Origin of the sequence: Streptomyces griseocarneus, assembly GCF_014655595.1 — a bacterium.
Classification (GTDB): Bacteria; Actinomycetota; Actinomycetes; order Streptomycetales; family Streptomycetaceae; genus Streptomyces; species Streptomyces griseocarneus.
Genome location: NZ_BNBL01000015.1, coordinates 63,749 through 80,237 on the forward strand (window position 1 = coordinate 63,749; position 16,489 = coordinate 80,237).

Consider the following 16,489-nt stretch of genomic DNA (forward strand, 5'->3'; position numbering starts at 1 on the left):
ACAGGACGGTGACGAGTGGCACGACAACCCTCTCAAGGATTCCACACTCGGGGTTTTCGTGCTGCCACCCCTCACCAGGCTCAAGGCCGTATAACTGATCGTTTCAGAATGATCTGCGGAGGCTCGGCGAGCGGCTATCAGTCGTCGAGGCGGTGAAGGACCTGCGTGAACTCGCCGTTCTCGATCAGGCCGGTGAGTACCTGGGTCATGTTGCTGATGCCGGCGTCGCGGACGATCAGCCCGTCCGGGCACCAGAAGTAGCGGCCTCCCAGGGCCTCGCCGCTTGCGGCCCAACGCTTCATCAAGACCTCGACCCGGGCAACGGTGAAGATGGTCGCGCTCCACCGCGAGCCATCTCGCAGCCGCACCTCGACGTCAATGTTGTCCACGGTCTCCAGGTCCTCGTCGGCATCCGGCAGGAACGCGGCCTCGAACTGATCCGTGTGGACGCGGTACCAGGGGCCGTCCCAGCTGCCCGGCTGTGTGCTCTCGCTCATCGGGCGAGTGTGCCGGGTAGAACTCGTCCATCTCAACCGCGTTGTTCTGGCGCGCTTCCGGGCGTGAACAACGATCATGTGCCCGATGACCTGTGGGCGCGCGTGGCTCCTCCGCTGCCGCCATACCCTGAGCGGCGACACCGCCACACGGAGCGGCGCCGGATACCCGACCGCATCGCGCTGGCGGGCATCCTCCATGGCCTGCCACTGGCGTGGCCTGGCCTGATGTGCCACGCCAGCTGGTGGGCTCCCCCGGCGTCACGGCCTGGCGCCGTCTGCAGGACGGGACCGAAGCGGGCCTCAGGCCCCGGCTGCACGCCACCCTGCTCACCGAGCTGCCGGCAGCAGCCCTGCTGGAGAAGGACGACTACGCCGTCGACGGCTCGCATGTCCGCGCCCTCAAAGGGGGCTTCACACTGGGCCGTCGCCGGTCGACCGGGGCCGCCCAGGCAGCAAGCATCATCTGATCGTCGACCGGCATGGCACCCCACTTGCGGTGTCACTGACCGGCGGGAACCGGCATGACGTCACCCAGCTGATACCGCTGCTTGATGCTGTTCCCCGCATCCGGGGCCTGCGTGGCCGTCCCCTCCACCGCCCTCGGCGGCTGTTCGCCGACCGCGGATACGACTTCCACAAGCACCGTCGACTCCTGCGCGGCCGGGGAATCACTCCGAAGATCGCCCGACGTGGCGCCCCGCACGGCTCAGGCCCCTCCGCCAGTTCAAAGGCCTCCGCAACCGGTACCGCAGATCATTCTGAAACGATCAGTAAGAGGCCGACCCGTTGTCAGTGCCCGCACCTAGGGTGACGGCCATGAGCAACGAGATCGTGTACGTGCATGGCGACGCCACCCGCCCGCAGGGCGAGGGCCCCAAGGTCATCGCTCACGTCTGCAACGACACCGGTGGCTGGGGCCGGGGATTCGTCGTCGCCCTCTCCCGCCGGTGGCCGCAGCCGGAAGCCGCGTACCGGCGCTGGTACAAGGAGCGGTCCGGCAACGACTTCGCCCTGGGCGCGATACAGCTCGTCCAGGCCGAGCCCGGCCTGTGGGTGGCGAACATGATCGGCCAGCACGGCATCCGCACCCGCGGATCAGACCACGTTCCCATCCGCTACGAGGCGATCGACCAGGCACTGCAGCACCTCGCCGACGCCGCACTGCGGCTCGGCGCCTCCGTCCACATGCCCCGCATCGGTGCAGGCCTGGCCGGCGGCCGCTGGGAACAGATCGAACCACTGATCCAGACCCGGCTCACCAGCAAGGGCCTGGCCGTCACGGTCTACGACCTGTAGAGACGCGGCGCACGCAGCCACCGTACCATCTGCGCTCCACCGCAATGGCCCCTTGCTGCGTCACGTGCTACCTCCCCGGACAGTCTCGCGGATGCGCTCGCCGCACTCACGGGCCGCGATGCCGTCGACCCGGGCCGCGGCCCGCTGGAACCCTCGGATCTTGCCCAGCAGCCGCGGAGAGGCGATACCGCCGGACGCCTCGAGAGCAGCACCCATCTCCGCGCAAGGGCGGGGGCTGATACGGCACTCAGGCAAGGAACCGTCGTCATCTGGTTCCGCCTGCAGTGGGGGGTGCCGACAGCCCTGAGACGCGAAACGCCGTCACAGAGTGTGACCGGCTTGGTGCCGCCGCAGAGAATGCCCAGTTCCGCGTCCGGCTCCTCGCCGCAGACGTCATGCTCGCCGCTCTTGCCTCAGCGGCCTTCGATGCCATCGGTCCAATCCGTAGTGCGTCAACGCGAGCTGATCTGACTGCACGCGAAGAAGAGTTACGGGACGCCCTCGACGCTTTTATCGCCGCCGCCGCTGTCCAGACCATTGGCCCACGAGACCCGGACACACCCACTCACCTCGGCGTCAACTGGCGCAGGCGAGGGGGTGACGGGCCCGAACTGGCGGTTCGCCGTGACTACGGCGGATCAACCGGAAGGGATCCTCCGCCTCGCCTGCTGTCTCATCAGCTTCAGACAGATCAGCTTATTCCGTCAGAGCATTTTTCAGAGGCTTCGGATACTCAACCGTCAGGCCCCGCCGCAAAGGCGCCGACAGGCACCGGTGCGGTTATTCAGAATTCAAGCGAGCCGGATTATTTCGATCTTCCGGCGGCAGGACGGACCGTCAATCGGAGGGGGCCGATATCACTTCTGTGGAAGTGATTGACCCTGCTCGCCGGGCACTGCTACCAACAAGGGGCCCAAACAGATGAGGAGCATCGGCATGCTGCGCATTGAGGTCAGTATTTTCTCCGGCCGTCCCGACCCGTCCTGGATCATCACCGACGAGAGCACGGTGAGAAGTCTGTTATCGGACGTGGCCGATGCGGCGGAAGAAGCGGTGGGGATACCCGGGGCGGGGTACGACGGCCTGGGGTACCGCGAGGTCGTGGTCTCCGCCGTCAGCGACGACGAGCCCTGGCCCGAGTCCGTACCCCGCAGTTTCGCCCTCGGCACCCTGGGCGCCCGTAACCCGGTCCGCTCGGCCGAGCTGGCCCGCCAGGTCGTGGAAGGAATGACCCGCCACGCGGACACGCGGTTGGCCGAACACGACCAGACCCCGCTCGGCGATGAGCTGCGCGAGCTGGTGCTCGGTGAGATCGATGCCTTCGCGGCCGAGCCGCCGGCCTGGACCCGGTCCCCGGCGCTTCCCGCGCACCCCCTGCGCACAACCGCCCAGGAGATCGCACCGAGCGCGACCTGTTACATCGAATTCGGCGCGTTCAACCCCGGCTTCTGGAACACCCCGGCAGTCCAGCCCAACAACAACTGCTACAACTACGCGCGCAACATCCGCACCGACACCTTCGCCCAGCCCGGCCGGGCACATGGCGCCCAGACCGGGACCATGGCCTGCCCGAACGTCACCCAGGCCGCCCTCGCCGACGGTTTCGTCCGGCGCTTCCAGTGCCTGCCCGACAGCGAGAAGCCCCGCTGGCTCACGGCACTCGTCATCTGGCCGGGTCAGGACTACCACTGGTACAGGTTCCACAGCGGCAATTTCTGGGGCCACAAGCCCGGCAGGACGCAGGCCCGGGACTACGACAACAGTGGCAACCGGATCACAAACCCGGAAACCTGCAACCGCGGCGGCTACCGTGATTTCTGCGGGTACTTCTATGCCGGACGCTCGGTCAGCATCAGGTGAATCGCCATCAGGTGAAATGTCATCAGGTGAGCAGGCCGGACGTCATCAGCCGAAGCCGAGCAGTGTGAAGAGATCATGAAGAGAGACCAATGCTGGTGGAAGTGGACCTGTTCAGCGGGCGCCCCAATCCTCGCTGGCGCCTCGGTCCAAGGGCCGCCGAGGAATTCCGTACACTGACGGCCGGTCTCCCACCCGCGGGCCCGGTGGCCCGGCCCCCCTCTCCGGGACTGGGCTACCGCGGCTTCACGGTCACGGACGCCGACCGCGTGATCCACGTCTTCGCCGGCCGGGTGACCGAGGGGACCACGTCCCGGACCGACCCGGACCGGTCCCTGGAGCACTGGCTGCTGACCCGGCTGCCCTCGTCACTGCGCCACCTTCACTCCGTGGTGGCCGAGGCGCTCGAGAACGACCGGGACGACTGACGCAGCGGCGAAGCACGCCCGTACGGGACTGCGCCCCCGGCCCGGCCCCGGCCTCCGCCATCCGCCTGGCCTGGGCATCTCGCCGCCGTATGCCTCCCCTATTGATCACCGTCGAGATCACTAAATGGTGTCCCGCAAGGGGTGTTGGGCGCTGGCTTGAGCTCTTCCTGACGGGTGCTGCCACGGCTGATGGCGCTCTTGGGGGAAGCCCCGCCCCCTGCTCAGGGCCTCCCCGCACCTGCTCGCCCCTGTTCCCCGCCGCGGTGTGCCTGCATGCCCCGACTCCGGGGTGGCCCTCGGGCGCCGGTGAGAGCCCGCGTGAGGCGCCTTGGGGCCGAGTGCATCCCCTGACATGCTATTGAGTCCGCAGGTTGACGGTCAGCGTGAGGCTGCCGGGAAGCGCGGCGAATGCGTTGCGCAGGTCGGTTGCCAGGTCAGCGCGGGTGGGGGTGTCCGGTCGGGATGCCCATCTGTCGAGCGCGCAGTGGAAGGCTGCAACCAGCAGGTCCAGGGCGAGTTGCGGTCGCAGGTCGTCGGGGGCGGCGAAGTGAAGCCGACGGTGCAGGGTGTCAAGCGCCGTGCGGTTGGTCTGGTGGCAGAAGTGCAGGCCGTGCGCGTCCATGGACGGGGTCTTCTCGGCGAGCCGTCGGCTGAGGAGGACACGGCGGGCCCAGCCTTCTTCGGTCATCCGCTCGAGCGCGGCGAACAGGGTCTGCTGAAGCATCTCCGCTACCGGGCGGCCGTCAGGCTCGCGGGTTTCCAGTTCGTCGAGGAAGGTCCGCCACAAGTCGTGGGCCGGCGCCATGGCCACGTCTTCCTTGCTGGCGAAGTTGCGGAAGAACGTGCGCTTGGAGACGTCTACCGCATCGCAGAGCTCGTCGAGAGTCACCCCGCTGAAGCCTCGCGTGGTGAACAGCTCCAGGGCAGTGTCGATCAGCGCCTGTCGCGTACGCAGCTTCTTGCGCTCGCGCAGCGGGAGCCGGCCGTTGTCGGTTGACGGAAGCTCAGCAGTCATGACGCGATCGTACTCGAGAGGCAAGCGCCCCTTGCATACTAATGCCACTGAGTGGCATATCTGTGGTTCTTGATCCTTATCGAAGGGTGCACCCCCATGCGTGCTCTGCTCGTCGACCGCTCCGCTCCCACCGGACTGCGCCTTGGCCAGGTCCCCGATCCCGAACCGGCCCCACACCAGGCTCTGATCCGGGTGACGGCGACCTCCCTCAACTACGGCGAAGTGCGGTTCAGCCTGCAAGAAGCGCCCGACGGTGCCGTCCTCGGCTGGGACGCGGCCGGAGTGGTGGAACAACCCGCCGCCGACGGGTCCGGCCCGGCAGCAGGCACGGCCGTCGTCACGCTCGGCATCGACGGCGCATGGGCCGAACTCCGCGCCGTGGACACCGACTGGATCGGCACAGTCCCGCCCGGAGCCGATCCAGGAGCCGTCAGCACGGTCCCGGTCGCCGGAACCAGTGCCCTGCGCGCCCTCCACCGCACTGGCCCGATCCTGGGCAGGCGAATCCTGGTCACCGGTGCCACGGGCGGCACCGGCCGGTACGCCGTGCGGCTCGCCCGCCTCGGTGGAGCGCACGTCATCGCGTCCACCGGAGACCCGGACAGGCATGGCGACAGCCTGCTGGCAAACGGGGCGCACGAGGTCGTGGCCGGGCCACTCGAGGTCAGCGAACCGGTGGACGGCGTCGTGGACCTGGTGGGCGGCCGGCAACTTGTCGACGCTTACAGCATGCTCACCCAGGGAGGAACCCTGGTCGCGGTCGGGCACTCCGCGCACCAGGGAGAAAACTTCCCCTTCGGCGCTCTCTTCGGCGACCAGGGCCGGCACAACCGCTCGATCGTCGCGTTCTCCCTGCCCGCTTGCACTGGCCTCGCGCCCGACCTCACCTGGCTCGCCCACCGCGTCGCCGCCGGCGAACTCGACCCGCAGATCTCATGGCGCAGCAACTGGGAGGGGGCCGCCGACGCCATTGACGCCCTTCTCCAGCGCCGACTCCACGGCAAGGCGGTCCTGGACATCACCTGATCCCGCATCGGAATCAGGCTCCTACGGCGGTTGAATCCGGTTCCTCGTCGACTGAGCAACCAAGTGAGGAAGAGGAAGCCCAGCCCGTAGGCCCATGAGCAAGCGGCCAGGTCCCACGAGGACCTGGCCGCTGTGCCGTTCGCGCAGGGGCGACAGGATTCGAACCTGCGACTAGCGGGTTTGGAGTCCGCTGCTCTGGCCGGGCTGAGCTACGCCCCTTCGGTGGCTGGAGTCTGACACAGGAGCAGTTCCTCCTGCCACCGGATTTCGGGCAGGGCACCGGCAATGGATCAGCGGCGGGACGGCGGTGACGTGGAAGGTCAGAGCCACCACGATCACCTCGTCGCCGGGGCCGATGCCGGCGGCCGCGTACAACGCGCGCAACGCGGCCGTCCCCGTGCAGGTGGCCACGGTGCGCCGGACCCCGATGCAGGAGGCGAGCGCGTGCCCGTCGGGCAGCACATGGCCGGCGTCCGCCGGAAGGGTGGCCTGGGCAAGGACCCGGAACGCGCCGCCGCCCGCGACGCTCGCACGCGCAGGGCTGAACCCTCGGGGGGCCGGCGTGGAACGTTTCGGGGCGGCGGAGCCGGGTCAGAAGGAGGAGTCGGAATCGCGGCGATGACCCCAGCCGAGGACGTCCCTCTCGGCCGGGTGCTTGTAAGGACCTTCCGTCGTCTCCTCCGACGCCTTCCTGGCATCTGCCGCCTTGTCCTGCTGCTTACGCCTGCCCTCGGCAGCAGGAACATCCTTCTGCTTTTTCCTGTGCAGCCAGGTCATGACCGATCCCACCTCTCGCCTCCGGAGACACCTCCAGGCTCACACAGGCGCACGAAACGTGCAGCACCCCCCAAAGAGGTACGGAACGCTTATTTCCGGATGCGGAGAGTGGCGTTGATGCGTTTCGCCTGCATTTGTCCCGCTGGTGTACAGGGGGGGCGCCGGAGCGAGTCGCGCGGCATGTCGCCGCCGCTTCCCTCCGACGACAGCAGGCCCTGCTGCCGGCAGGCGCCGGGCCGGAGGTGACCAGCACTGTCAGTGCAGCCAGGAGCCACTGGTCTCCGGGCCGGCCATTCATCTCCGAGATTTGTTCACGCCGCGCACCCGGTGCCGGCCCTTCCCGCAGGAGCTGACCCAGGCCTCGCGGAAATCTGCGATATCCGTCGCATGCGGCGACGCCCGGGATGCTGCGCACCCTTCACGCCGGCAGCGCCCGCTTGAAATAGGCCACAAGCTGCTCCGGGTTGGCCGGGTTTACGACGACCTGAACGAGCTCCCAGCCGTCCGCGCCCCAGGAATCCAGAATCTGCTTGGCTGACCCCGGCAGGAGCGGCACGGTCGCGTATTCCCACGCGACCTGTGGCACGGCCGCCACCGCGGCCTGGGCAGGAGCGGCCACGGCCTGCGGTGTCACAACCGGCGAGAACGCCAGGGCCGCGGCGGCAACGACGGGGCTTGCCAGCAGCGTGAGGGATCGCATCGAGCGCATCGTTCTCCCCTTCCGAAGACAGCACGGGAGTCTGCCGCTGATCGAGCGGCACCTGTTCGACAGCGCTGGGGAATCGGGGCGTGAATACTGAAGTGAAATGCAGGGGGGTGGCCATTGGAGGCGTATCGGCCTGACTTTTGATGCCACCTACCTGCGCACCCGGCCATATCTGGCCAAAAACGCCTAACCGACGATACGCAGCCTTGAGGGAAGTCTCCACTTGAGCCCGCTGAGTCATCGCTTCTTGCGCGTAGACCGGTGACAGCAGAGCGGCCCGCGGCGGAGTGCGAGGCGCAGGACGCGGGGCGCGGGATCGCGCCGTGGACGTCCTGGTGGTCTGCTCCGGGGCCGGGCGGCCGCGGCTGCGGGGGCACGGCTGTGGGTGTTCCGTCCTCAGGGGCGGTCAGCGGTTTCAGCGAGCCAGTTGCCGTGGAAGCCGTAGGGCACCCTCTGCAGCAGATGGACGACGGCGACCGGCTCGGCGGCAAGATCATCGGTGTCGAGTATCACGAGGTCTCTGCGCTCGGTGGCGGCGTCATGGACATAGGTCAACAGCCATCCGGGACCGCCTGGCCGGTCGTCGGCGGGGGCGAACGCCGCCTCGCCCGGGATCCGGCCGGGCCCGAAGTCGTGGCGGGCGGCGGATCCCGTTCTCAGGTCGTAGCGGAGCAGGGCGCCACGGTCGACGGGCGTACCGGGAAGCGAGGTGGTGGTGACGTGCCCGTACCGGGCCGGGAGCCCGGCGAGCCGATCGTCCGCCCTGGGTAACTCGCAGGGCTGGGCTGGTCGTCCAGTTGTTCCTCGGTCACCGTTCCCGCCGCCAAGTCCCTGGTCCATCGCCACAAGGTGGCGTGGGCGCGGCTGCGGCCGCCCTCGCTGCCGTAGTGCGGATAGCGGGCCACGAAGAGCACGATGCGCTCGCCGCCGGGGTGCTGCTCGTCGTGGGCGTTGAGGGAGTGGAAGACGTAGCAGGGGTCGATGGCGAACCATCGCACCTCGCCGTAGGGGTCGTCGCGGTGCAGCACGCCCAGCCGGGCACCGTAGCGGGGATCCCACGCGTAGGGCATGCCGCCGCCGGGCTGCCTGGCGCGGTCGGGATCGAAGACGACGGGCAGGTCCATGAAGACGACGTGGGAGCGGGTGAGGTGGAAGTCGTGCATCATCGTGCGCGCGGCATCTCAACGGGCCTGCTGACCGTCAGCTCGCCGTTCGCACCGGCCCGGTGGTAGGCCAGGTAGGGCGCGGAGAGTCCTCCGTAGCCGAAGAAGTGCAGCTCTCCTGTTTCCGGGCAGGTCTTGGGGTAGGCGGTCATCGGCGTGACGAGCCAGCCGCGGAGTCGTACGGGCCGGCGGTCTCCAGCTCGCGCCCGGGCCCAGCGGTTGCGGTAGGAGGTGGCCCGGCCGTCTTCGAGACGGACGCCGTGGATCATGCCGTCCCCGAAGAACCGGTGGCTGGAGGCGGCGTCCTGCGGGTTGGGGCCGTTGCGCAGATTCCAGCCGCCGAGCTCGGGCGGGATCGTCCCGGTGACCGGGAGGTCGTGCGCCGTGAGCTCCTGTGTCACGGGGGCGAGCCTCCACGTCCGCAGAGTTCAGCCCTGTGCCGACGAAGGAGCCCAGCCGCTGGCCCTTGGCCCTGGTCTTGTCGACCCCACGCTCAGGGAGACCGGAAGTGGCGACGAGCGCGTATCTTTCGGATCCGGATGGATGAGCCCTCGGCGTCTGGTGCCGTGCATCGCAAGGCCGAGGATGGAATCCATGCGGAGCACCGACGACTGACGAGAGGATCGGCCTCCAAGGCTCTCGAAGAGGAGCCGAGACGAAGCGAGCGGAGTACGACAAGGCACGGTGCCAGGCGTCGCGGGCCTGCCATGATCCGAAAGACACACCCTCGGCCGGTGCCGGCCGGTACCGGCCTCGACCCACCCAGGAGGGCACAGCATGTTCGACCCCGCCCGGAAGTACCCGTTTCCCGATGCCATGGGACTGGACGAAGCGCCCGCACCACACGCACTGCTCGCCCCGGTGAGCGGGCTGCTGGGGACCTGGGCCGGCCGAGGCCGAGGCGGGTATCCGACGATCGGCGAGGAGTTCGTGTACGCGCAGGAGGTCATCTTCAGCCATGACGGACGGCCCTTCCTCCACTACGAGGCGCGCGCCTGGCTGATCGACGCGGACGGCGCCCCGCTGCGGCCATCGGCCCGGGAGAGCGGCTGGTGGCGCATCCAGCCCGAGGGGCGTGTCGAGGCCCTGATCACCCAGCCCACCGGCATCGCGGAAATCTCGGTCGGCAGCGCGGCCGAAGGCGTGATCGACCTCGCCACCGATCAGGTGGCCCTCGCCCCCACCGCCAAGGAGGTCACTGCCACCCGCCGTCGCTATACCCTGGTCGACGAGGACACCCTCGACTTCTTCCACGACCTCGCGGCGGTCGGCAAACCGCTCCAGCACCACCTCACGGCCCGACTCCGCCGCGAGCGCGCCGAGTAGCCCCGGGACCGCCCGCGAACAGGCGGCGCCGCTGCTGCGCTGCCGGTGCGTCATGAGGGCAGCGCCGGTCGGTACGGAGAATCGCCGCGCGCGGTGCGGTCGATGCGGTACCGCACGCTGGGATGTACCGCGTCGGCCGGCCGGATTAGCCGCTGATGCCGGCCGATCCGTCCGCGGCAGGCGGTGGGCCGACCATCGCCGCGCGTTGGAGGCGATCGTGTGGAAGTACCGCACCTGCTCGCCCTGGCGGGACTTGCCTGATGAGCTCGGCTCGTTCCGCACCGCTCACAAGCAGCTGATCCGGTGGGCCGTCGACGGCACCCGGGAGGAAATCCTCGCTGCCCCCATCGATCAGTGTTCGGGCGCCGACAGCCCGTCAAGGGCGCCTACGGGGTCCGGGGCCGAGGCCCTGGCGTAGGCTTCGGTCCGCTTCTGCAGGCGGCTGCCACGTGGCAGGGTGATGGACACGATGTCGCCGGGCGCGTCCAGTTCGATGCGGTGCCACCGCCCGCGCGGCACGATGACCGCCGTTCCGGCCGCAAGCTTGATCTCCTCCTCTTCTTCTTCCGGCTGTTCCGGACGGAGGTAGAGGCGTATTCCGCCGGTGAGGCAGGAGACGAGTTCTTCCGCGTCGGGGTGGACTTCCCAGTGGTCGGCGTGGACGTCGGCGTCGGTCTCCACGTGGAAGGCCATCAGCTGCCAGCCGTCCCACTCGGGGTCGAACACTGGCTGCTCTGCGTGCACCTGGCCGCCTTGGTGAAGGCGGATAAAGGACGCGAAGAGATCGATCGGGGTGACTTTCATGTCGAGATGTCCTTCCTGTGGTGGTCCTTCATCGCCCAGGTAGCGCCGCCCCACCGCGGCGGCCTTGCCGCCGTTCATCCAGCGCCCTTGGTCAGCGAGCGTGCGGCAACCCGGCTGCAATCCGGCTGCAATACGGCTACGGGACAAATGCCGGGACCTATGACGCATTCTTGGCCTGGGCGTTTGCGTCACCGCACATCGCTTGCCGGTACAGCGTCTTCAGCGCGTCGTCGATGGGGTGGTGCTGCGGCTTCCCCGAGGAGTCCGGCTTGTTCCACCTCTGAAGGTTGACCGCGACGGACATCCGGCGCTTGCCGTCGGCTCGGGTCAGGGAAATCGTTCCGGCCCCCCACACCGTGCCGTCGTGGCCCCAGAAGGTGCCGCAATCCCGGATGGCGACCTTGTGGAGGCCGAGGCCGTATTCGATCATCGATCCGTCCAGGGCGACGACCGGGACCGTGCGCTGCATCTGCGCCAGCGACGACCGGTTGACGATCTTGCCGTCGAGCAGCTTGCCGTAGAAACGGTTGAGATCCTCCGTGGTCGATACGAGAGAGGCCCCGGTCCCCGTCCAGGACATGTTGTAGACGCTGTAGTCGCGCGGCGGGTCGTTCAGGCCCCACAGAGCCTCGTACATCCGCGAGTGCGGTCCCTCGATACGCGGCCCGGACGGGAACTCGGTGTGCTGGAGCCCGGCGCGCTCGATGACATTCCGGGTGATGTACTCCTCGGCCGTGGTACCGGTCACCCGCTCGAGGAGTTGACCGAGGAGCAGGTAATTGGTGTTGGAGTACACCCCCGGAGTGGCTCCGGGCTCGCCTGCGGGAGGCGCATTGACCCCCATCGCTATCAGCTCGTCCGGGCGGAACTGCCTGAACCGGTTGTCGTCCAGGCTCTTGGGCGACATGTCCTGGAGAGAAGGGAAGGCATAGCGGATGTAGTCGGGGAGGCCACTGGTGTTGTTGAGCAGCATGCGCACCGTGATCTTTTTGCCGCGCTCCCCCGGCACCAGCTGCGGCAGGTAGCCGCCGATCGGTGCATCGAGCTGGATGCGGCCCTGCTCGATCTGCTGCATGACTGCGGCCGCGGTGAAGGTCTTGGTGATGCTGCCGACGCGCTGGCGCATGTCGGGCGTGACGGGACGGCCGGTGGTGACATCGGCGAGCCCGGAGGCGCCGCGCCATGTCCGGCCGGCATCGCGTACCTCGGCGTACACGCCAGGCACGCCGGCGCGGTGGACACCGTCCATGGCGGACTTCAGCGCTACGGGATCGAGGCCGGTCGCCGGGCTCGTGCCGGCGACCGGCGCGGCCCTTGTCCCGTCGGGCGCGGGAGCTGCCGCCACCGTGCCCGCACAGACGCTCAGCGCGGCCACGCTTCCGCATACCGCCAGTCGGATCTTCAAGGCATTCGTCCTTTCATGATCAATGAGTGCAACGGGGGCTCTCCCCGTGCCTTTCGGCATCCACGGCTCACGTGGCCAGAGCGCGGCGCAGGGCGGCGCCGAGTTCGGTGATCTGCCGCTGCGAGACCTCGGCGGACAGGATCGCCTGCGAGCCGTGGAAAGTGCCGGGCCACTGGTGGAGTTCGACCGACACGCCCGCCTGCATCAGGCGCAGCGCGTATGCGATGCCCTCGTCGCGGTTCGGGCAGAACTCGGCGGTGGCGATGTAGGCCGGTGGCAGGCCGGAGAGATCGGCGGCCCGGGCCGGGGCGGCGTACGGTGTGGCGGGCTGGGAGCCCAGGTAGTGCCGCCACGCTGCGGCGAGCTTGTCGCGGTTGAACCAGGGCGTGTCGGTGAAGTTCCGCGCCGACCACGTCTCCTGCCGGTCGTCCAGTCCCGGCTGGTTGAGCAGTTGGAAGCGGATCGCCGGTCCCTGCTCGTCGCGCGCCCGCAGGGCCGTCGCGGCCGCGATGTTCGCCCCGGCGCTGTGTCCTCCGACCGCGATCCGCGCCGGGTCGATGCCGAGTTCGTCCGCGTGCTCGGCCGTCCAGGTCAGTACGGCATAGGCGTCGTCGAGGGCGGCCGGGAACCGGTGTTCGGGCGCCAGGCGGTAGCCCACCGAGATCACCGTCGCCCCGGAGAGGCCCGCGATCCGGGCGGCCCAGGGATGCTCGGTGTCCAGGTCACCGAAGACTCCGCCGCCGCCGTGCAGCCAGACGATGGCGCCTTGCGCCTGGTGCGGGCGGTAGACCCGCACCGCCACGTCCGGGTCGGCGGACACCGTGCGGTCCTCGACCTCCATGTTCGAGGTGTCCGGCGCCGGCGCCGCGGCGGCACGCTCGGAGAAGTTCTTGCGCGAGGTGACCGGGTCGTTCATGTCGAGTTGCGGGAGAAACGGGATGAATGCTTCGAGTTCGGGATCCATGACGACCATCCTCACGGTCGTCGCCCGGTGGGTCACCCGCCATCCGTCGCGCATCCCACCGCGATCACGCACCGATCGGCGCACCCTGGTCCTTCTATCCTTCTGCCATGGAAGCACTGGCCGTTCGGCTGTCGGGACTGGATCCGTACGTCGACGGCGCGATGCACATCGTCGCGTTCTACGACACGCTGATGCGCCGGCGGGTGGATCTCCCCGCGCTCGCCCGTGCCTCGGCGGGCCTGTCCGAGTGCGTGGCAGGGATTCGGCTCCACGGCACGGGGCGGGTGACCCGCGTCGCGCCCGACGGCAGGCAGGCGTCCGCCCCGCCGGCACCCGCGTCCACGACGGTGCCGATCACTCTCGATGAGGAGGAGATCGGCACGGTGTGGCTGGAACGCCCCGGCCCGCCGAATCCCCTCGACGAAGTGCTCCTCGACCGGCTCGCCATCGCCGCCGCGGCCGTCGCCGAGCAGTACGGCCCGGCCCGCACCACCATGGCCGACCCCGCCCTCGTCGAACTGGCGATCAGCGCCGACAGCGACGAGGCGGCCAGAGCCCGGGCGCTACGGCTGCTGGGTTTCGCCGCCGACCTGCCGGTCCGCGTGGTCGCCGTACGGTCTCGGCTCCCGCTCTGCCGGCTCGGCGGTCTGTTGTGCCCGGCCGGCCCGGTGAAGGCGGCACCTCTCGCCGACGTGGGCGTCATCCTGGCCACCGCCACCGCCATCGACCCGGCCCGGTTTCCGGCGGGCGTACGTGCGGGCATCGGCGCCGCGGAAAGTCCCGACCGCTCCTGGCGGCAGGCCCGCACCGCCCTCCGCTTCACCGGGCCGCGCGAACCGGTCGTCCGCTACGCCGACCTGGGCGCGCTGGCGCTCCTGGCCGAGGTACCCAAGGACGCCTCGCGCGACAACGCCGACGTGGCCGCCATCGCCCGGATCTCCGGCAACCCGGAAGACATGGAGACTCTGGAGACCTACTGCGCCACCGGCTCCCTGCGCCGGGCCGCCGACCTCCTCCACCTGCACCACAGCAGCGTCGCCCGCCGACTCGAACAGATCGCAAAGACCCTGGGCATCGAACTCACTGAACCCACCGGACTGATGCGGGTCAGGCTCGCCCTCACCGCATGGCGGCTGCTCGACGACTGAGGAAGATCCGCCCCCGTCACCCGAGGTGCCCGCACACGGTGGTGCGCTCGGCGCCGAGGTCGTCGGCGATCTGCTGCACGGTGTACCGGCGCCGGCCCGTCCTCAAAGCCCTGAAGGCCTGACCCGCCACCCGTTCGGCTCAGCGGTTCCCACCGCCACACACCTGCTTGATGTTGCCCTCGAGGGCGTACCGGTTCTTGGGCGATCGGTACGCCCAAGGGGCCCCGATAAGCGATGCGGGCTGCCCCGGAGTCGGGCCCACGAGGTGTGGACGTGTCCCCGGAGCCGCATCCTGAGCCACACGGTGCCCGTCCGGACAATGCGGCGTGCGGAACCACGCGGTGACATCCCGGCCGGGGCGGGCGTGTGTCGACGTCGTTTGCATCAAACGACGCCCACAGCCGTGGTCGGCGGAAGACGGGATCATCGCATGGCAGAGCAGGGCAACAATGTGGGCAGTCTGTCGTCCGTCCGAAAGAGCGGCAGGTCCGCGCGAACGCGGGCGCACCGCCGGTGCGCCCGGCGACGCTCCCGGGGCGCGTTCACCATGGCGGCGGTCGTCGCAACCACTCTGGCCTGCCTGGGCGCAGCCGGCCCGATACCGAGCACTGCCGGGTCACCACCCTCCGGCAAGCCCCGGCCGATAGCCCCGCCACGGTTCATACCCGGTCCCTGCCCGAAGACGCCCCAGCCGATCGCCGCGCTGAGCACCGCACGATGCGGATTCCTGGAAGTCCCCGAGAACCGCGCCCGCCCCGGCAGCCGGACGATCCGGCTGGCCGCGGCGGTCATTCCCGCTACGTCGGCGAAGCCCTCCGAGCACCCGGTGGTGTTCATGGCGGGCGGCCCCGGCGGCGAAACGTTCGACGACATTCCCTTCCTGGTCGACTCCGGCCTGAACCGGGATCGCGCGCTGATCATCATGGCCCAGCGGGGAAATCTCTACGATCAGCCGAACCTCGCCTGCCCGGAGCTGGACCGGTTCTACGCGCAGTACGTGGGGCTCGGCTACGACTCGCCACAGGCGAAACGGCTCCTGCTGGACTCGGTGAAGGAGTGCCGGAACCGCCTGGCAGCCGATGGGACCGACCTGAGCGCCTACAACACCACCGAGAACGCCGCCGACTTCGCCGACCTGCGCACGGCACTGGGCATCCCCCAGTGGAACGTGTACGGCTACTCCTACGGCAGCGACCTGGCCCTCACCTACCTGCGCAAGCACCCCAAAGGGATTCGCGCGTTGGCGATCGACTCGGTCACACCTCCGCAGATCGCAACCCTGCCGTGGACCTGGAGCAGCGCCCGGGAGGGCATCGAGAACCTCTTCGAGGCATGCGCGGCCGAGCCCGCCTGCAAGAGCCGCTACCCGAACCTCCGCCGGACCCTCACCGAGCAGGTGCGCAGGCTGGAAGCGCAGCCGTTGACGCTGAACGCCCGGCCGCCAGGCGGAGGAGACCCGGTGAAGGTCGTCCTCGACGGGGGCGCATTGCTGAACCTGCTGGTCGCCAATGCCGTCAAGCCTCCCGACGTCCCGGCGGCGATCGATGAGCTCGCCCACGGACGTCCGGAGCGCTTCGCGCAGGCCCGCGCGGCCGACTCGGTCCAGGTCGTCGGCCAGACTGCCCACGGCCTGACGGAGTCGGTGGCCTGCGGCGAGTGGGTGCCGGGCTCCACGCCGTCCGACGTGCTGAAGGCGGGGCGCCGCGCCTTCCCCGGGTGGCCGGACACGGTCCTGGCCCAGGCGCCGCAGCTTCCGTTCCAGCACCAGGTGTGCCGTATCTGGGACGTACCGGACCGCACCTCCGCCCAGCGGGTGGCCACCGTCAGCGCGGTGCCGGCGCTCATCATCTCCGGGACGTTCGACACGAAGACCGGAGCGAGCTGGGCGCGAACCGCGGCCCGTACGCTGTCCCGCTCGACCTCCGTACAGATCCCCGGAATCGGACACTGGGTGGTCCCGCAATCGCCCTGCGCGCAAAGGGTGCTGGCTTCATTCCTCGCCCGTCCGACCGCGCCTGACACCGCTTGCGTGGCCGGTCTCACCCCGAAACCGTTCACGATCAACCCGAAGTGACCG

General features: G+C 69.2%; 19 protein-coding genes, 1 tRNA gene and 3 pseudogenes. 10 read left to right on the top strand and 13 right to left on the bottom strand.

What is annotated here, in order from left to right:
- Positions 1-137 precede the first annotated feature (137 nt).
- Entirely contained in the window at positions 138-497 is a 360-nt protein-coding gene (locus tag IE295_RS28970; protein ID WP_190066732.1) for a hypothetical protein, read from the bottom strand.
- A gap of 63 nt (positions 498-560) precedes the next feature.
- On the opposite strand from IE295_RS28970, the pseudogene IE295_RS28975 reads away from it, so the two are divergent.
- Both IE295_RS28975 and IE295_RS28980 read left to right on the top strand, forming a co-directional pair.
- Positions 561-1,209, top strand: a pseudogene (locus tag IE295_RS28975) (IS5 family transposase); the annotation flags it as partial.
- Positions 1,210-1,313: 104 nt separating this feature from the next.
- A complete protein-coding gene (locus IE295_RS28980; protein ID WP_190066733.1) occupies positions 1,314-1,793 on the top strand; it encodes a macro domain-containing protein in 480 nt (159 codons plus the stop codon).
- A 60-nt stretch (positions 1,794-1,853) separates the two neighbouring features.
- Here the strand turns inward: IE295_RS28980 and IE295_RS28985 are convergent, their stop codons facing one another.
- A complete protein-coding gene (locus tag IE295_RS28985; RefSeq protein ID WP_190066734.1) occupies positions 1,854-2,009 on the bottom strand; it encodes a hypothetical protein in 156 nt (51 codons plus the stop codon).
- Between the two features lie 68 nt (positions 2,010-2,077).
- Between IE295_RS28985 and kilB the strand changes: the two genes are divergently transcribed.
- The 3 genes from kilB to IE295_RS28995 all read left to right on the top strand — a co-directional run bounded on the left by kilB (position 2,078) and on the right by IE295_RS28995 (position 4,078).
- A complete protein-coding gene (kilB, locus tag IE295_RS34690; RefSeq protein ID WP_505016470.1) occupies positions 2,078-2,668 on the top strand; it encodes a plasmid transfer protein KilB in 591 nt (196 codons plus the stop codon).
- A 61-nt stretch (positions 2,669-2,729) separates the two neighbouring features.
- Complete coding sequence (locus tag IE295_RS28990; protein ID WP_190066735.1) at positions 2,730-3,653, top strand: hypothetical protein; 924 nt, start codon at positions 2,730-2,732, stop codon at positions 3,651-3,653.
- Between the two features lie 203 nt (positions 3,654-3,856).
- A complete protein-coding gene (locus tag IE295_RS28995; RefSeq protein ID WP_190066736.1) occupies positions 3,857-4,078 on the top strand; it encodes a hypothetical protein in 222 nt (73 codons plus the stop codon).
- A gap of 355 nt (positions 4,079-4,433) precedes the next feature.
- Here the strand turns inward: IE295_RS28995 and IE295_RS29000 are convergent, their stop codons facing one another.
- Entirely contained in the window at positions 4,434-5,093 is a 660-nt protein-coding gene (locus IE295_RS29000; protein WP_190066737.1) for a TetR/AcrR family transcriptional regulator, read from the bottom strand.
- A 96-nt stretch (positions 5,094-5,189) separates the two neighbouring features.
- Between IE295_RS29000 and IE295_RS29005 the strand changes: the two genes are divergently transcribed.
- Positions 5,190-6,119: a zinc-binding dehydrogenase gene (locus tag IE295_RS29005; protein WP_190066738.1), complete on the top strand. Its 930-nt coding sequence runs from the start codon at positions 5,190-5,192 to the stop codon at positions 6,117-6,119.
- Positions 6,120-6,263: 144 nt separating this feature from the next.
- Here IE295_RS29005 and IE295_RS29010 read toward each other — a convergent pair.
- The 7 genes and pseudogenes from IE295_RS29010 to IE295_RS34575 all read right to left on the bottom strand — a co-directional run bounded on the left by IE295_RS29010 (position 6,264) and on the right by IE295_RS34575 (position 9,166).
- Positions 6,264-6,338: transfer RNA gene (locus IE295_RS29010), tRNA-Trp, on the bottom strand.
- Positions 6,291-6,581: a DegT/DnrJ/EryC1/StrS family aminotransferase gene (locus IE295_RS29015; RefSeq protein ID WP_190066795.1), complete on the bottom strand. Its 291-nt coding sequence runs from the start codon at positions 6,579-6,581 to the stop codon at positions 6,291-6,293. The genes IE295_RS29010 and IE295_RS29015 overlap by 48 nt, the downstream gene beginning before the upstream one ends.
- Before the next feature lie 129 nt (positions 6,582-6,710).
- Complete coding sequence (locus IE295_RS29020) at positions 6,711-6,896, bottom strand: hypothetical protein (protein WP_190066739.1); 186 nt, start codon at positions 6,894-6,896, stop codon at positions 6,711-6,713.
- Positions 6,897-7,314: 418 nt separating this feature from the next.
- Positions 7,315-7,482, bottom strand: coding sequence for a Sp36 family protein (sp36, locus tag IE295_RS33910; RefSeq protein WP_224323458.1), 168 nt, complete (start codon positions 7,480-7,482; stop codon positions 7,315-7,317).
- A 516-nt stretch (positions 7,483-7,998) separates the two neighbouring features.
- Positions 7,999-8,442, bottom strand: a complete 444-nt coding sequence (locus IE295_RS34565) for a carotenoid oxygenase family protein (RefSeq protein ID WP_190066741.1) — start codon at positions 8,440-8,442, stop codon at positions 7,999-8,001.
- Positions 8,443-8,447: 5 nt separating this feature from the next.
- Positions 8,448-8,768: pseudogene (locus tag IE295_RS34570) on the bottom strand (carotenoid oxygenase family protein); the annotation flags it as partial.
- A complete protein-coding gene (locus tag IE295_RS34575) occupies positions 8,765-9,166 on the bottom strand; it encodes a carotenoid oxygenase family protein (RefSeq protein ID WP_372479459.1) in 402 nt (133 codons plus the stop codon). The gene IE295_RS34575 and the pseudogene IE295_RS34570, both read right to left, overlap by 4 nt.
- A gap of 376 nt (positions 9,167-9,542) precedes the next feature.
- Between IE295_RS34575 and IE295_RS29040 the strand changes: the two genes are divergently transcribed.
- Positions 9,543-10,091: a nitrobindin family protein gene (locus tag IE295_RS29040; RefSeq protein ID WP_190066742.1), complete on the top strand. Its 549-nt coding sequence runs from the start codon at positions 9,543-9,545 to the stop codon at positions 10,089-10,091.
- Positions 10,092-10,246: 155 nt separating this feature from the next.
- Positions 10,247-10,461 (top strand): annotated as a pseudogene (locus tag IE295_RS29045) (transposase); the annotation flags it as partial.
- On the opposite strand, the gene IE295_RS29050 reads toward IE295_RS29045, so the two are convergent.
- The 3 genes from IE295_RS29050 to IE295_RS29060 form a co-directional block, all read right to left on the bottom strand.
- Positions 10,443-10,973 carry a cupin domain-containing protein gene (locus IE295_RS29050; RefSeq protein WP_308013160.1) on the bottom strand — a complete coding sequence of 177 codons (531 nt, stop codon included), beginning with the start codon at positions 10,971-10,973 and terminating at the stop codon, positions 10,443-10,445. The pseudogene IE295_RS29045 and the gene IE295_RS29050 sit on opposite strands and share 19 nt — an antisense overlap.
- A gap of 79 nt (positions 10,974-11,052) precedes the next feature.
- Positions 11,053-12,144, bottom strand: coding sequence for a serine hydrolase domain-containing protein (locus IE295_RS29055; protein WP_224323457.1), 1,092 nt, complete (start codon positions 12,142-12,144; stop codon positions 11,053-11,055).
- A gap of 223 nt (positions 12,145-12,367) precedes the next feature.
- The gene (locus tag IE295_RS29060; RefSeq protein WP_190066744.1) at positions 12,368-13,264 is read right to left on the bottom strand and encodes an alpha/beta hydrolase; all 897 of its coding nucleotides are present in this window, start codon (positions 13,262-13,264) and stop codon (positions 12,368-12,370) included.
- 107 nt (positions 13,265-13,371) lie between these two features.
- Between IE295_RS29060 and IE295_RS29065 the strand changes: the two genes are divergently transcribed.
- Positions 13,372-14,412, top strand: coding sequence for a helix-turn-helix domain-containing protein (locus tag IE295_RS29065; protein ID WP_190066745.1), 1,041 nt, complete (start codon positions 13,372-13,374; stop codon positions 14,410-14,412).
- 547 nt (positions 14,413-14,959) lie between these two features.
- On the top strand, positions 14,960-16,486 hold the full coding sequence (locus tag IE295_RS29070; RefSeq protein ID WP_190066746.1) for an alpha/beta fold hydrolase: 1,527 nt from the start codon (positions 14,960-14,962) through the stop codon (positions 16,484-16,486).
- Positions 16,487-16,489: the final 3 nt, after the last annotated feature.

What these genes read in the sequence shown, in the direction of transcription:
- IE295_RS28970 (WP_190066732.1), bottom strand. Translation starts at nt 497, where the DNA reads ATGAGCGAGAGCACACAGCCGGGCAGCTGGGACGGCCCCTGGTACCGC.
- IE295_RS28980 (WP_190066733.1), top strand. Translation starts at nt 1,314, where the DNA reads ATGAGCAACGAGATCGTGTACGTGCATGGCGACGCCACCCGCCCGCAG.
- IE295_RS28985 (WP_190066734.1), bottom strand. Translation starts at nt 2,009, where the DNA reads ATGGGTGCTGCTCTCGAGGCGTCCGGCGGTATCGCCTCTCCGCGGCTG.
- IE295_RS28990 (WP_190066735.1), top strand. Translation starts at nt 2,730, where the DNA reads ATGCTGCGCATTGAGGTCAGTATTTTCTCCGGCCGTCCCGACCCGTCC.
- IE295_RS29000 (WP_190066737.1), bottom strand. Translation starts at nt 5,093, where the DNA reads ATGACTGCTGAGCTTCCGTCAACCGACAACGGCCGGCTCCCGCTGCGC.
- IE295_RS29005 (WP_190066738.1), top strand. Translation starts at nt 5,190, where the DNA reads ATGCGTGCTCTGCTCGTCGACCGCTCCGCTCCCACCGGACTGCGCCTT.
- IE295_RS29020 (WP_190066739.1), bottom strand. Translation starts at nt 6,896, where the DNA reads ATGACCTGGCTGCACAGGAAAAAGCAGAAGGATGTTCCTGCTGCCGAG.
- IE295_RS34565 (WP_190066741.1), bottom strand. Translation starts at nt 8,442, where the DNA reads ATGGACCAGGGACTTGGCGGCGGGAACGGTGACCGAGGAACAACTGGA.
- IE295_RS29040 (WP_190066742.1), top strand. Translation starts at nt 9,543, where the DNA reads ATGTTCGACCCCGCCCGGAAGTACCCGTTTCCCGATGCCATGGGACTG.
- IE295_RS29050 (WP_308013160.1), bottom strand. Translation starts at nt 10,973, where the DNA reads ATGAACGGCGGCAAGGCCGCCGCGGTGGGGCGGCGCTACCTGGGCGAT.
- IE295_RS29055 (WP_224323457.1), bottom strand. Translation starts at nt 12,144, where the DNA reads ATGGACGGTGTCCACCGCGCCGGCGTGCCTGGCGTGTACGCCGAGGTA.
- IE295_RS29060 (WP_190066744.1), bottom strand. Translation starts at nt 13,264, where the DNA reads ATGGATCCCGAACTCGAAGCATTCATCCCGTTTCTCCCGCAACTCGAC.
- IE295_RS29065 (WP_190066745.1), top strand. Translation starts at nt 13,372, where the DNA reads ATGGAAGCACTGGCCGTTCGGCTGTCGGGACTGGATCCGTACGTCGAC.
- IE295_RS29070 (WP_190066746.1), top strand. Translation starts at nt 14,960, where the DNA reads ATGGCGGCGGTCGTCGCAACCACTCTGGCCTGCCTGGGCGCAGCCGGC.